The organism is Streptomyces sp. NPDC055966, from assembly GCF_042269865.1.
Taxonomy (GTDB): domain Bacteria; phylum Actinomycetota; class Actinomycetes; order Streptomycetales; family Streptomycetaceae; genus Streptomyces.
Genome location: NZ_JBHJYK010000002.1, coordinates 380,918 through 394,410, shown reverse-complemented (window position 1 = coordinate 394,410; position 13,493 = coordinate 380,918). Strand labels below are relative to the sequence as shown.

General features: G+C 72.4%; 11 protein-coding genes. 9 read left to right on the top strand and 2 right to left on the bottom strand.

Going from position 1 to position 13,493, the window contains the following annotated elements:
- Positions 1-69 precede the first annotated feature (69 nt).
- On the top strand, positions 70-540 hold the full coding sequence (locus ACFC8N_RS06035) for a DUF6099 family protein (RefSeq protein ID WP_356021576.1): 471 nt from the start codon (positions 70-72) through the stop codon (positions 538-540).
- Between the two features lie 364 nt (positions 541-904).
- On the opposite strand, the gene ACFC8N_RS06030 is transcribed toward ACFC8N_RS06035, so the two are convergent.
- On the bottom strand, positions 905-1,117 hold the full coding sequence (locus ACFC8N_RS06030; protein WP_376287129.1) for a hypothetical protein: 213 nt from the start codon (positions 1,115-1,117) through the stop codon (positions 905-907).
- 205 nt (positions 1,118-1,322) lie between these two features.
- Here ACFC8N_RS06030 and ACFC8N_RS06025 point away from each other — a divergent pair, with 205 nt between their 5' ends.
- The 8 genes from ACFC8N_RS06025 to ACFC8N_RS05990 all read left to right on the top strand — a co-directional run bounded on the left by ACFC8N_RS06025 (position 1,323) and on the right by ACFC8N_RS05990 (position 12,978).
- Complete coding sequence (locus ACFC8N_RS06025; RefSeq protein ID WP_362821633.1) at positions 1,323-2,246, top strand: LLM class F420-dependent oxidoreductase; 924 nt, start codon at positions 1,323-1,325, stop codon at positions 2,244-2,246.
- A gap of 264 nt (positions 2,247-2,510) precedes the next feature.
- Positions 2,511-3,449, top strand: a complete 939-nt coding sequence (locus ACFC8N_RS06020; protein WP_376286840.1) for a CbrC family protein — start codon at positions 2,511-2,513, stop codon at positions 3,447-3,449.
- A gap of 125 nt (positions 3,450-3,574) precedes the next feature.
- Positions 3,575-4,522 (top strand): hypothetical protein, encoded by a 948-nt coding sequence (locus tag ACFC8N_RS06015; RefSeq protein WP_376286837.1) that lies wholly within the window; start codon positions 3,575-3,577, stop codon positions 4,520-4,522.
- 71 nt (positions 4,523-4,593) lie between these two features.
- Positions 4,594-6,060 (top strand): 3' terminal RNA ribose 2'-O-methyltransferase Hen1, encoded by a 1,467-nt coding sequence (locus tag ACFC8N_RS06010; RefSeq protein ID WP_376286834.1) that lies wholly within the window; start codon positions 4,594-4,596, stop codon positions 6,058-6,060.
- The gene (locus tag ACFC8N_RS06005) at positions 6,057-8,600 is read left to right on the top strand and encodes a polynucleotide kinase-phosphatase (protein WP_376286831.1); all 2,544 of its coding nucleotides are present in this window, start codon (positions 6,057-6,059) and stop codon (positions 8,598-8,600) included. Before ACFC8N_RS06010 ends, ACFC8N_RS06005 begins: the two co-directional genes overlap by 4 nt.
- A gap of 383 nt (positions 8,601-8,983) precedes the next feature.
- On the top strand, positions 8,984-10,207 hold the full coding sequence (locus tag ACFC8N_RS06000) for an arginine deiminase (RefSeq protein WP_356021590.1): 1,224 nt from the start codon (positions 8,984-8,986) through the stop codon (positions 10,205-10,207).
- Positions 10,208-10,354: 147 nt separating this feature from the next.
- Positions 10,355-11,386: an ornithine carbamoyltransferase gene (gene argF / locus ACFC8N_RS05995; protein WP_376286828.1), complete on the top strand. Its 1,032-nt coding sequence runs from the start codon at positions 10,355-10,357 to the stop codon at positions 11,384-11,386.
- Between the two features lie 143 nt (positions 11,387-11,529).
- Positions 11,530-12,978 carry an amino acid permease gene (locus ACFC8N_RS05990; protein WP_376286825.1) on the top strand — a complete coding sequence of 483 codons (1,449 nt, stop codon included), beginning with the start codon at positions 11,530-11,532 and terminating at the stop codon, positions 12,976-12,978.
- On the opposite strand, the gene ACFC8N_RS05985 is transcribed toward ACFC8N_RS05990, so the two are convergent.
- Positions 12,935-13,390, bottom strand: a complete 456-nt coding sequence (locus tag ACFC8N_RS05985) for an ATP-binding protein (protein ID WP_356021595.1) — start codon at positions 13,388-13,390, stop codon at positions 12,935-12,937. The genes ACFC8N_RS05990 and ACFC8N_RS05985 overlap by 44 nt on opposite strands.
- Positions 13,391-13,493 lie beyond the last annotated feature (103 nt).

The following is a 13,493-nucleotide window of genomic DNA, read 5'->3' as shown; positions in this document are numbered from 1 at the left end:
TGGACTAGGTAGCGAGAAGAGAGTTCCGGCGGACGTGCGAGAAGGCATGTGGAGGGACGGGGGCGACCTATGGATGCGATACGGCTCATCCTCGCGAGCAGGCGAGCCCTGGCGAACGGCGCGAACGCAGGCGAAATCCTGGCGGAGGTCTGGCAGGCGCAGGCCCTGGCCCAGGCGATCGGCAGTCGGCTCGCGGTCTCCGGCCCGCCGGAGCTGCGCGGCGAGGCACTGGGCCTGACGGAGCTGGCGGGCCGGGGCTGCGGCGTCCTGGACCCGCCCGAACTGGACCCCGGCGATCTGCGCGCCGCCCAGCTCACCGAGTTGGAGGACGCCCGCGAGACGCTGCTCTGCCTCGGGGGTCTGCTCGGCGAGGTCGGCATCGCCCTGGTCGGCATGGCGAGCGCCGCCGCCGACGAGACGACGTACTGGCAGTGCATGGAGGCCATCGACGCGGCCGACGAGTCCCGCGACCGCGTCCGCGAGATGCTGCGCAAACTGGCAGCGCGCGAGGAGGTCTTACCGGAGCGCGAATTCGGCTGACCCACCCGGAGCCGCCCTCGATGACGCCGCCGCTCATGCCGACCGGGCGTCGTCCCCGTCGACCGGTGCCGCTCGTTCGGCCTGTGTCCCGCGCGTCGGCTCGACGTCGTCATGCCGACCGATGCTGCTCACATCGGCTCGACGTGGCTCGGCCGACGGGTGCCGCTCACTTCGGCCCGGAGCCGCGCACCTCGGACGATGCCGCTCCCGCCAACCGGGCTCCCGCCAACCGGAGCCGCTCCCCGAGCCGGTGCCGCTCAACTGCCGCTGCTCCCCGCAGCCGGTGTCGCTCAAGCGCCGCCGTTCGCCTCGGCCCGTTCTCGCTCGTCCCCGCCGGAGACGTCCCCGGTGACGACGCCTCTCGTCAGCCGGCGTCGCTTCGGTCAACCGGCGTCGCGCCGGTCAGTCGGCACTGCCCCGGTCGGTCGGTGCCGCCTTCGTCCGCTTGAGCCGGAGCCGTTCCCGTGGCGTGCAGATCGGCCAGTTCCGACAGATCCGCGTTCAGCGCCGCCATCAGCTCTTCCATCTGCTCCAGCAGCCCCTTCGGCTGCCCGGCGGAGCCCAGCTCTTCGGACATCACGGCCTCCTCGGCCCCCGGCCCGGCGGGGCCGGCGCGGGTGCCGGACGGTCCGGCACCGTCGTCCCAACGATCATCACCGGGGCCGGTCACTGGCCCGCACGGCGCCCCTGGCACCCCGCCCCCGATTTTCACCCGACCGGGGATCAGCGCACCCGGCGGTACCGGCGAGGTTGACGCGGGCCGCGGCGTGCAGGATAGGTGTATGGACCTTCGAATCTTCACCGAGCCCCAGCAGGGGGCCACCTACGACACCTTGCTCACCGTGGCGAAGGCCGCCGAGGACCTCGGCTTCGACGCCTTCTTCCGTTCCGACCACTACCTCAGCATGGGCGGCACGGACGGCCTGCCCGGCCCCACGGACGCCTGGATCACCCTGGCCGGCCTCGCCCGCGAGACCAAGCGCATCCGCCTCGGCACGCTGATGACCGCCGGCACCTTCCGGCTGCCCGGTGTGCTCGCCATCCAGGTCGCCCAGGTCGACCAGATGTCCGGCGGCCGCGTGGAGCTGGGCCTCGGCGCCGGCTGGTTCGAGGAGGAGCACAAGGCGTACGGCATCCCCTTCCCGAAGGAGAAGTTCGCCCGGCTGGAGGAGCAGCTCGCGATCGTCACCGGGCTGTGGGCGACCGAGCCCGGCAAGACCTTCGACTTCCACGGCACCCACTACGACCTCACCGAGTCGCCCGCGCTGCCCAAGCCCGCCCAGGGCAAGGTTCCCGTGCTCATCGGCGGCCACGGCGCGACCCGTACGCCGCGGCTGGCCGCGAAGTACGCCGACGAGTTCAACATCCCGTTCGCCTCGGTCGAGGACAGCGAGCGGCAGTTCGGCCGGGTCCGGGCCGCCGCCGAGGAGGCCGGCCGCGGCGCGGACGACCTGACGTACTCCAACGCGCTCGTGGTCTGTGTCGGCCGGGACGACCAGGAGGTCGCCCGGCGCGCCGCGGCGATCGGCCGTGAGGTGGACGAGCTGAAGGCCAACGGCCTGGCCGGCTCCCCGGCCGAGGTCGTCGACAAGATCGGCCGGTACGCCGCGATCGGCTCCCGTCGCGTCTACCTCCAGGTGCTCGACCTCGACGACCTGGACCACCTGGAGCTGATCTCCGCCCAGGTGCAGTCGCAGCTGTCGTAGGACGGACGGCTCACGGCCACGTCCTTCCCCGCTCGGCCGGGCGGGCCGGGAAGGACGTCGCCGTTCGGCGCGGTCGAGGAGCCCGCGGCGCCGTGGTGACCCGCCCAGACCTGAAGTGCCGCCTCCACCACGGCCGTTGGGAGCGGTGCCCGTGTGGGCGGTCACGCCTGTCATCCCCGGGGAGAGGTGCGCCCCGCCGTCCGGGTCGCCCGCCCGGGCCCGGGGGATGCCGGGGTGGTGCAGGTATGTGATGGAGTAGGGACCATGGGGTCCGGCATCTACGTCCATGCGTTCCGTGACGGCGACGTCGTGCCGATGGACGCCGCCGCCGTGCGTGAGGTGCTGGTGCCGTACGCCCCGTACGACGTGCCCGACGGCGAGCCGGTCGAGTGGGTGCGGGCCGCCGACGGCACTGACGCCGACGTGTATCTGCACCTCGGGGTGTCGTTCGACCGGCCGGGCCCCGGTGTTCTGGACATCGTCGCCGAGCTGGCCCGCCGCACCGGCGCGGCGATCGTGCTGCTCGGGGATCCGACGGTGATCGTGACCAGCGAGGACGACGTGCGGCAGCTGCCGGAGGACCTGCGGGCACGGGCGGTCGTGGTGCCGCCCGCCGCGCTGACCGGGCAGGCGATCGAACAGGTCGTCAATCCGCGCCCGGAGCCCCGCCGCCGCCCGCTGCTGCCGCCGTTCCCGTACCACCCGGATCCGGTCGCCACCGGCTCGGTGAGGGCAGCCGACGAGCTGTGCGCGTGCTGCGGACACGACCAGGGCTGGATCTACACCGGCCCGGTCCACGGCGAGGACGTGCCGGACGGACGGCTGTGCCCCTACTGCATCGCGTACGGCACGGCGGCCAGGCGCCTCGGCGTGTTCTTCAACGACGTGGACGCCGGGCGGATGCCGGACGGGACGGCCCGGCAGATCTGCGAGCGCACCCCCGGCTTCGCCACCTGGCAGGACTGGGGCTGGCCGGAGCATTGCCGCGACGGCGCGGTGTTCCTCGGCGCGGCCGGCGTGCGCGAACTGCGGCCTTATCCCGATGCGTTGGACCACCTGCGCCGGGAGTGCGCCGCGTGGGGCTGGGCGGACGGCACGGCCGAGGAGTTCCTCGCGGCGCTCGACAAGGACGGACAGCCGACCGCGTACCTCTTCCGCTGCCGCGTCTGCGGGACGCATCTCGCGCGGGCCGACTTCAGCTGAGACCCCGCGCGACGTGGGCCGGTCCGAGCCGGGACCCGGTGATTGTGAACCAGTTGTGATCTCCGCGTGCCGGAATTGTGGGCTCCGTCACGGCGTCCATGATCGCGGCCTGATCGGATGACCCCGTGCGCAAAGTCCTGCCTCTCGCTCTCGCCGCCCTCTTCGCCCTGTCGGCCTGCCAGTTCACCGACCGCCTCAGCGGCGACGACGACTCCGCGGGTGAGGCCCGCCGTCTCAACGCCGTCTCGGCGTTCCCGCTGTACGCGTACGACATCGACCCCTCCGCGGCCGACAACCAGGCCGTCGACCGGGCGCAGTGGATCCTCGCCAAGCGGTGCATGGTCCGGCTCGGCTTCTCGGGCTTCGCGGTGCTGGACACCAAGTCGGTCGAGTCGACCTACCCGGTCCGGCAGGGCACGCTCGACCTCAGCAGTTCCGTCGGCGACGACCGGCCGTACGGCGTGGACGACCCCGACCTGGCGTCCGAGCACGGCTACCACAACCAGGACCCGGCCGCCGGCACCCAGCACCTGGAGTGGCCCACCGACCAGTTCCTGGCCCTCACCGCCGAGTTCGGGACCGGCGACAGCCACTTCGCGCACGGACACCGCATACCCGAGGGCGGTTGCCTGGGGCAGGCACGACAGAAGATCACCGGCCCCACGCCCGCCACGAAGGTCGACGGCATACGGCTCACCGGCACCACCTCGATCGCCATGCGCCTGTGGATCCAGTCCGGCAAGGAGGCCCGCAAGGACCCGGCCTGGAAGAAGGCCGAGCGTGCCTGGTCGGACTGCATGAAGAAGCGCGGCTTCCACTACACCGACCCGGACGCGGCAGCCCTGGACATGGCCTGGTTCCGCACCGAGAAGCCCACCGGCAAGGAGCGCAAGACGGCCGCCGCCGACGCGACGTGCAAGCTCGACACCGGATACATCCAGTCCGTCCACGCCGTCCAGGCGCGCGCCCAGAAGAGCGCCATCAGCCGGAACAAGCAGGAGCTGGAGGACCAGCGCGCGGCGCAGCAGCGGGCCGTGCGCAACGCCCGCGCCATCGTCGCCGCGGGGTCGTGACGAGGGGAGAAGAGGAGAGCGGCCGGGAAAACGGGTGGTCACCGGGGGCGGGGCCCGGAAGAATCGCTGAGGTGTTCCTGACGATCTCGACGCGCGGCGACGCCGCCCACCCGGCCACCGACCTGGGGTACCTGCTGCACAAGCACCCCGGCAAGGCGCAGAAGTTCTCCACGTCCCATGGCACCGCCCACGTCTTCTACCCCGAGGCGGACGAGCAGCGCTGCACGGCCGCGCTGCTCCTGGAGATCGACACGGTCGCGCTGGTCCGGCGGGGCAAGGGCAAGGGCCGCGGCGGCGCTCCGGACGCGGCGCTCGCGCAGTACGTCAACGACCGCCCCTACGCGGCCTCCTCGCTGCTCGCGGTCGCGCTGAGCGGCGTCTTCTCCAGCGCCCTGCGCGGGGTGTGCGCCGCCCGCCCGGAACTGCCGGAGCGGGCGCGGCCGTTGCGTGTCGAGGTGCCCGCGCTGCCCGCGCGCGGCGGCCCCGGCCTCGTCCACCGCCTCTTCGAGCCGCTCGGCTGGACGGTCACGGCCGAACCGGTCGCGCTCGACACCGAGTTCCCCGCGTGGGGCGACTCCCGCTACGTCCGGCTCGTCCTGGAGTCCGACACCCTGACGCTCGCCGAGGCCCTGCGCCACCTGTACGTGCTGCTGCCCGTCCTCGACGACGCCAAGCACTACTGGGTCTCCTCCGACGAGGTCGACAAGCTGCTGCGCGCGGGCGAGGGCTGGCTGCCCGGGCACCCCGAGCAGAAGCTCATCACCAGCCGGTACCTCTCCCGTCGCTGGTCGCTGACCCGGCAGGCGACGGAGCGGCTGGAGCTGGTCCGGCTCGCCGAGGCCGACGACAGCGAGGTCGAGGAGATCGACAACGCGGTCGCCGAGGAGACGGAGGCCGAGGAGAGGCCGACCCCGCTGGCCGTGCTGCGCCGGGAGGCGATCCTCGCCGCGCTCCGGGCGTCCGGCGCCGCCCGGGTGCTCGATCTCGGCTGCGGACAGGGGCAGTTGGTGCAGGAACTGCTGAAGGACACGCGGTTCACGGAGATCGTGGGGCTCGACGTGTCGGCGCGGGCGCTCACCATCGCCGCGCGGCGGCTGAAGCTGGACCGCATGGGAGAGCGCCAGGCGTCCCGGGTCCGGCTCCTCCAGGGCTCGCTCGCCTACACCGACAAGCGCCTGAAGGGCTACGACGCCGCCGTGCTCAGCGAGGTGATCGAGCACCTCGACCTGCCCCGGCTGCCCGCCCTGGAGTACGCGGTGTTCGGCGCCGCCCGCCCGCGCACGGTCGTCGTGACGACCCCGAACGTCGAGTACAACGTCCGCTGGGAGACCCTGCCCGCGGGGCACGTCCGGCACGGCGACCACCGCTTCGAGTGGACCCGTGAGGAGTTCCGCGCCTGGGCCGCCCGGATCGCCGGACTCCACGGCTACGACGTCGAGTTCACCCCCATAGGCCCCGACGACCCCGAGGTCGGCCCGCCCACCCAGATGGCCCTGTTCCACCGCGACGACACCGAGAAGGAGGCGAAGGCGGCATGACCGAGACGCAGCACACGGGACGGGTCCTGCCCGTCACCGACCTCTCCCTCGTCGTCCTCGTCGGCGCCTCCGGCTCCGGCAAGTCCACCTTCGCCCGGCGGCACTTCAGGCCCACCGAGGTGATCTCCTCCGACTTCTGCCGCGGCCTCGTCAGCGACGACGAGAACGACCAGAGCGCGACCCGGGACGCCTTCGACGTCCTGCACTACATCGCCGGCAAACGCCTCGCCGCCGGCCGCCGCACGGTGGTGGACGCCACCAGCGTGCAGCAGGACAGCCGGCGCCAGCTGATCGAACTGGCGAAGAAGTACGACGTGCTGCCCATCGCCGTCGTCCTCGACGTGCCCGAGGAGGTGTGCGCCGAGCGCAACGCGGCCCGCACTGACCGCGCCGACATGCCCCGCCGGGTCATCCAGCGCCACATCCGCGAACTGCGCCGCTCCCTGCGGCACCTGGAGCGCGAGGGCTTCCGCAAGGTGCACGTGCTGCGCGGGGTCGAGGAGATCGACGGCGCCACCGTCGTCACCGAGAAGCGCTTCAACGACCTGACCCACCTCACCGGCCCCTTCGACATCATCGGCGACATCCACGGCTGCTCGGCCGAACTGGAGTTGCTGCTGGCCAAGTTGGGCTATGCGGACGGCGTGCACCCCGCGGGCCGTACCGCCGTCTTCGTCGGCGACCTGGTCGACCGCGGCCCGGACTCGCCGGGCGTGCTGCGCCGGGTGATGTCGATGGTCGGGTCCGGCAACGCGCTGTGCGTGCCGGGCAACCACGAGAACAAGTACGGCCGCTACCTCAAGGGCCGCAAGGTCCAGCACACCCACGGGCTCGCCGAGACCATCGCCCAGATGGAGGGCGAGAGCGAGGAGTTCCGGGCCGAGGTACGCCGCTTCCTGGACGGCCTCGTCAGCCACTACGTCCTCGACGGCGGCAGGCTGGTCGTCTGCCACGCCGGTCTGCCCGAGAAGTACCACGGCCGCACCTCCGGCCGGGTCCGCTCGCACGCCCTGTACGGCGACACCACCGGCGAGACCGACGAGTTCGGGCTGCCGGTGCGCTACCCGTGGGCGGAGGACTACCGGGGCCGCGCGGCCGTCGTCTACGGGCACACCCCGGTCCCGGAGGCGTCCTGGCTCAACAACACCATCTGCCTGGACACCGGCGCCGTCTTCGGCGGCAAGCTGACCGCGCTGCGCTGGCCGGAGCGCGAGCTGGTCGACGTACCGGCCGAGCGGGTCTGGTACGAGCCGGCCCGCCCCCTGCGCGCCGAGGCGCCCGGCGGGCAGGACGGCCGGCCGCTGGACCTGGCCGACGTGCACGGCCGCCGGGCCGTCGAGACCCGGCACGCGGGCATGGTCGCGGTGCGCGAGGAGAACGCGGCGGCGGCCCTGGAGGTCATGAGCCGCTTCGCGATCGACCCGCGCCTGCTGCCGTACCTCCCGCCGACCATGGCGCCGACGGCGACGTCACAGGTGGATGGCTACCTGGAGCACCCCGAGGAGGCCTTCGCACAGTACGCGCGCGACGGCGTCGGGCGGGTCGTGTGCGAGGAGAAGCACATGGGCTCGCGGGCCGTGGCCCTGGTGTGCCGCGACGCGGCGGCGGCCGCGAGGCGCTTCGGCGTGCAGGGCCCGACCGGGTCCCTCTACACCCGCACCGGGCGCCCCTTCTTCGACGACGAGACGGTGACCGAGGAGATCCTCGCCCGGCTGCGCTCGGCGGTGACGGACGCCGGACTGTGGGACGAACTGGCCACCGACTGGCTGCTGTTGGACGCCGAGCTGATGCCCTGGTCGCTGAAGGCCTCGGGTCTGCTGCGCGGCCAGTACGCGGCCGTGGGCGCCGCGTCGGGCGCGGTCTTCCCGGGTGCGCTCGGCGCGCTGGAGGCCGCCGCCGCGCGGGGCGTGGACGTCGGCGGGCTGCTGGAGCACCAGCGCGAACGGGCGGCCGACGCGGCCGCGTTCACCGCCGCCTACCGCCGCTACTGCTGGACCACGGACGGCCTGGACGGCGTCCGCCTGGCCCCGTTCCAGCTGCTCGCCGTCCAGGGCCGCAGCCTCGCCGCGCTGCCGCACGACGAGCAACTGGCCCTGCTCGACCGGCTGGTGGAGCACGACGGCACCGGGCTGCTGCGGACGACCAGAAGGCTGTACGTCGACACCGGTGACCCGCAGTCGGTGCGCGCCGGTGTCGACTGGTGGCTGGAGATGACCGGCCGCGGCGGCGAGGGCATGGTGGTCAAGCCGGTCGGCGCGGTGGTCCGGAACCCGGAGGGGCGGCTGGTGCAGCCCGGCATCAAGTGCCGGGGGCGGGAGTACCTGCGGATCGTCTACGGGCCCGAGTACACCCGGCCGGACAACCTGGCCCGGCTGCGGCAGCGGTTCCTGAACCACAAGCGGTCCCTGGCGCTGCGCGAGTACGCCCTCGGCCTGGAGGCCCTGGACCGGCTCGCGGAGGGCGAGCCGCTGTGGCGGGTGCACGAGGCCGTGTTCGGGGTGCTGGCCCTGGAGTCGGAGCCCGTCGACCCCCGTCTGTAGGGCCTGAGGGCGTACGACCTGGTCAGCCGACCAGCCGCAGCCGCCGCTCGCACACACCGAAGCGGACCGTCCGGCCCCGGGCCGGACGGTCCGCTTCGGTGCCGGTCCCACCAGCACGCAGTCCCAGGCGGTATGGGTGTCGTCGGCGACGGCCTGCACACCGGGGTTGCTGCCGGGGGCACGGCGATCCGCTCGCGCACCGCCGTGACCCCGTCGGCCGTGACCCCGTCGGCCGGGGCCGCCGACGGCGCCCCGCTCAGCGGCCGGAACCAGAAGCCGGGGCCGTCGCCGGGTTGCGCTTCTCGTCAATGAGACGAGAACAGGAAGTGGCAGAAACGGGCGACAGGGGCGTGAAGACGGTCGCGTGCGGCCAGGATGGAGGCATGACCTACCGTGTCGACTCCGAGGCCGGTCGGCTGCGCCGCGTGATCCTGCACCGGCCCGACCTGGAGCTCAAAAGGCTCACCCCCAGCAACAAGGACGCCCTCCTCTTCGACGACGTGCTGTGGGTGCGCCGGGCGCGCGCCGAGCACGACGGATTCGCCGACGTCCTGCGCGACCGCGGTGTCGCCGTGCACCTCTTCGGCGACCTGCTCACCGAGACCCTCGAACTCCCCGCGGCCCGCGACCTCGTCCTCGACCGGGTCTTCCACGAGAAGGAGTACGGCCCGCTCGCCGCCGACCATCTGCGCGCCGCCTTCGCGGCCCTGCCCGCGCGGGAACTGGCCGAGGCGCTCGTGGGCGGCATGACCAAGCGGGAGTTCCTCCAGGCGCACGCGGAGCCGACGTCCGTCCGCTTCCATGTGATGGACCTCGACGACTTCCTCCTCGGCCCCCTGCCCAACCACCTGTTCACCCGCGACACCTCCGCCTGGATCTACGACGGGGTCGCCATCAACGCCATGCGGCTGCCCGCCCGGCAGCGCGAGACCGTCCACTTCGAGGCGATCTACCGGCACCACCCGCTCTTCCGCGACGAGACGTTCCGGGTCTGGTCGCAGGGGCAGGCCGACCATCCGTCCACCATCGAGGGCGGCGACGTGCTGGTGATCGGCAACGGCGCCGTGCTGATCGGCATGAGCGAGCGCACCACCCCGCAGGCCGTGGAGATGCTGGCCTACCAGCTGTTCGCGGCCGGCTCCGCGCGCACGATCGTCGCGCTCGACATGCCCAAGCGGCGCGCCTTCATGCACCTCGACACCGTGATGACCATGGTCGACGGCGACATCTTCACCCAGTACGCGGGCCTCGGCATGCTGCGCTCGTACACCATCGAACCCGGCGTCGGCGACCGGGAGCTGAAGGTCACCGACCATCCACCGGAGCACATGCACCGCGCCATCGCCGCCGCCCTCGGCCTCGGTGAGATCCGGGTGCTGACCGCCACCCAGGACGTGCACGCCGCCGAGCGCGAGCAGTGGGACGACGGCTGCAACGTGCTCGCGGTCGAGCCCGGCGTCGTCGTCGCCTACGAGCGCAACGCGACCACCAACACCCACCTGCGCAAGCAGGGCATCGAGGTGATCGAGATCCCGGGCAGCGAGCTGGGCCGGGGCCGGGGCGGCCCGCGCTGCATGAGCTGCCCGGTGCAGCGCGACCCCGTCTGACCGCTGGGCCCGAGGGGACTGACGGGCGTGCCGGGGCGGTATCCCCGGCCGGTGTGATGAAGTGGACCCCGAGGAGGCTGTATAGAAATTCAGGGCGTCGTATAGAATTCCAAAGTCCTGTCCCTCACGTACCTCCGGAGCGCCCCCATGGCGACAGTCCCGACCGCCCTTGCCGGCCGCCACTTCCTCAAGGAGCTGGACTTCACCGAGCAGGAGTTCCGCGGCCTGGTCGAGCTGGCGGCCGAGCTGAAGGCCGCCAAGCGGGCCGGGGCCGAGCCGCAGTACCTGAAGGGCAGGAACATCGCGCTGGTCTTCGAGAAGACCTCGACGCGCACCCGCTGCGCGTTCGAGGTCGCCGCCGCCGACCAGGGCGCCCACACGACCTACCTCGACCCGGCCGGCTCCCAGATCGGGCACAAGGAGTCCGTGAAGGACACCGCGCGCGTGCTCGGCCGCATGTTCGACGCGATCGAGTACCGGGGCCACGGCCAGGGTGTCGTCGAGGAGCTGGCCGCCCATGCCGGCGTCCCCGTCTACAACGGCCTCACCGACGAGTGGCACCCCACCCAGATGCTCGCCGACGTGCTCACCATGACCGAGCACACCGACAAGCCGCTGGACCAGGTCACCTTCGCCTACCTCGGCGACGCCCGCTACAACATGGGCAACTCCTACCTCGTCACCGGCGCCCTGCTCGGCATGGACGTGCGGATCGTCGCGCCCAGGGTGCTGTGGCCGGACGAGACGATCGTCGCGGTCGCCCGGCAACTCGCCACCGCCTCCGGCGCCCGGGTCACGCTCACCGAGGACGTGCCGGAGGGCGTGCGCGGCGCCGACTTCATCGCGACCGACGTCTGGGTGTCCATGGGCGAGCCCAAGGAGGTCTGGGACGAGCGCATCGCGCTGCTCGGCCCGTACGCCGTGACCATGGACGTCCTCGCCGCCACCGGGAACCCTGACGTGAAGTTCCTGCACTGTCTGCCGGCCTTCCACGACCTCGGCACCAAGGTCGGCCTGGAGATCCACGAGCGGCACGGACTGACCGAGCTGGAGGTCACCGACGAGGTCTTCGAGTCCGAGCACTCCGTCGTCTTCGACGAGGCGGAGAACCGGATGCACACGATCAAGGCGGTCCTCGTGGCCACCCTCGCCCGATCCGCGTCACACAGCCTTGCCTGACCGGCCTCACCAGGCCTTATCCTGACCGGCGGCCCGAAAACACCCCTTTCGGTGCCGTCGGCGCGGTCCCACGGCGACCGCGCGTGCCGCCACGACGACCCCACGACGGTCGTCCGCACCACCGAGAAACGAGCACCACCCGCATGCCCGCTCCCCGCATCAAGTCCCCGCAAGCGCTGGTCGCCGAATCCGGCGCCGACCGCGAGGGACACGGCCTGAAGCGCACGATGGGCCTCTTCCAGCTCATCTGCTTCGGCGTCGGCGCCATCGTCGGCACCGGCATCTTCGTCGGCCTCTCCGACTCCGTCGCCCAGGCCGGTCCGGCCGTCGTCGTCTCCTACGTGCTCGCCGCGATCACCTGCGTCTTCACCGCCTTCTCCTTCGCGGAGCTGGGCGGCGCGATCCCGGTCTCCGGCTCCTCGTACTCCTTCGCCTACGCCGGTCTCGGCGAGTCCACCGCCTTCCTGGTCGGCTGGTGCCTGCTGCTGGAGTACGGCGTCTCGATCTCGGCCGTGGCCGTCGGCTGGAGTCAGTACGTCAACGAACTGCTGCACAGCCTCACCGGAGTCCAGCTCCCCGCCGCGCTGTCGGCCGGCCCCGGCGACGGCGGGATCGTCAACCTGCCCGCCGTGATCGTCATCGCCATGGCCTCGGTGCTGCTGGTGCGCGGCGTGCGCGAGAGCGCCCGGGCGACGGCGGCCATGGCCGCCGTCAAGCTCGTCATCCTGCTGGCCTTCTGCGTCATCGGCTACAGCGCCTTCAAGCACGGCAACCTCACCCCGTTCTCGCCGGCCGGCCTCGGCGGCATCGGCGCGGGCACCACCGCCGCGTTCTTCTCGTACATCGGCTTCGACGCGATCACCACCGCCGGCGAGGAGGCCAAGAACCCGCGCCGGGACATCCCCGTGGCGATCATGGTCTGCATGGGCATCGTGACCGTGCTGTACTGCGCGGTCGCGCTCGCCGCGATCGGCGCCGTCGGCGGCAGGCAGGTCGCCGGCCGCCCCGCGGCCCTGTCCTACGTCGTCAACGAGGTCACGGGCTCGACCGTCGGCGGCGGCGTGATCGCCTTCGGCGCGGTCGTCGCCATCGCCTCCGTCGTCCTCGCGGTGATGTACGGCCAGACCCGCATCCTGATGTCGATGTCCCGGGACGGCCTGATCCCGCGCGTCTTCGAGAAGGTGAACCCGAAGACCGCCACCCCGGTCGCCGGCACCCTGATCGTCGCCGTGGTCTTCGCGCTCCCGGCGGCCTTCGCCTCGCTGGACGCGGTGATGAACCTGTGCACCATCGGCACGCTCGCGATCATGGCCGTCGTCAACATCGCGGTGCTGGCCCTGCGCCGCCGCGAACCGGGCCTCACCCGCAGCTTCCGCGTCCCGCTCTACCCGGTGGGCCCGCTGCTCGGCATCGGCTTCTGCCTGTACCTGATGTACGAGACCGGCTGGCGGACCTGGATCCAGTTCGCCGTGTTCCTCGCGGTCGGCCTCGCGATCTACGCCGCCTACGGCCGCCGGCACTCCACCCTGGCCACCGCGGCCCCCGAGGTCACAGCGAGCGCCGCCGCTGAGCGGGAACCACAGGCAGTGTGAACCACACCGCCTTGCCCGACGGGGTGGGGCGGTGCCCGCAGGACGAGCTGAGGGCACGGATGAGCAGCAGCCCGCGCCCGTCCTCCTGCCAGGGGTCCGGCACCTCGATCACCGGCCGGGTCAGATGGCCGGGGGGCGCCGGGTCCGCGTCGTGCACCTCGACCTGGCAGCCGGTCGGCAGCAGCCGCACCACCAGCTCTATCGGGCCGCGCCCGGCGGTGTGCTCCACCGCGTTGGCCACCAGCTCGGCGGTGAGCAGCTCCGCGGTGTCGCTGTCGGCCGTGTGCTCCACCTCGGCGAGAGCCGTGCGCACCAGGGCCCGCGCCACAGGCACCGCCGCGGCGGTGTGCGGCAGCGCGATGCGCCAGGAGGCCGATTCGGTGGGGCGTTCGTGCAAGGCGAGTCCGTTCATGGAGCAGGCTGTCCTGCTTTCGACTGTAGGAATGGTACGGGCCCCGGCCACGGGGACGGCCTGGGGGCTTCGCCCGGGACCCCGGCCCTGTCGGCCCGGACCC

What these genes read in the sequence shown, in the direction of transcription:
- ACFC8N_RS06035 (WP_356021576.1), top strand. Translation starts at nt 70, where the DNA reads ATGGATGCGATACGGCTCATCCTCGCGAGCAGGCGAGCCCTGGCGAAC.
- ACFC8N_RS06030 (WP_376287129.1), bottom strand. Translation starts at nt 1,117, where the DNA reads ATGTCCGAAGAGCTGGGCTCCGCCGGGCAGCCGAAGGGGCTGCTGGAG.
- ACFC8N_RS06025 (WP_362821633.1), top strand. Translation starts at nt 1,323, where the DNA reads ATGGACCTTCGAATCTTCACCGAGCCCCAGCAGGGGGCCACCTACGAC.
- ACFC8N_RS06020 (WP_376286840.1), top strand. Translation starts at nt 2,511, where the DNA reads ATGGGGTCCGGCATCTACGTCCATGCGTTCCGTGACGGCGACGTCGTG.
- ACFC8N_RS06005 (WP_376286831.1), top strand. Translation starts at nt 6,057, where the DNA reads ATGACCGAGACGCAGCACACGGGACGGGTCCTGCCCGTCACCGACCTC.
- ACFC8N_RS06000 (WP_356021590.1), top strand. Translation starts at nt 8,984, where the DNA reads ATGACCTACCGTGTCGACTCCGAGGCCGGTCGGCTGCGCCGCGTGATC.
- argF (WP_376286828.1), top strand. Translation starts at nt 10,355, where the DNA reads ATGGCGACAGTCCCGACCGCCCTTGCCGGCCGCCACTTCCTCAAGGAG.
- ACFC8N_RS05990 (WP_376286825.1), top strand. Translation starts at nt 11,530, where the DNA reads ATGCCCGCTCCCCGCATCAAGTCCCCGCAAGCGCTGGTCGCCGAATCC.
- ACFC8N_RS05985 (WP_356021595.1), bottom strand. Translation starts at nt 13,390, where the DNA reads ATGAACGGACTCGCCTTGCACGAACGCCCCACCGAATCGGCCTCCTGG.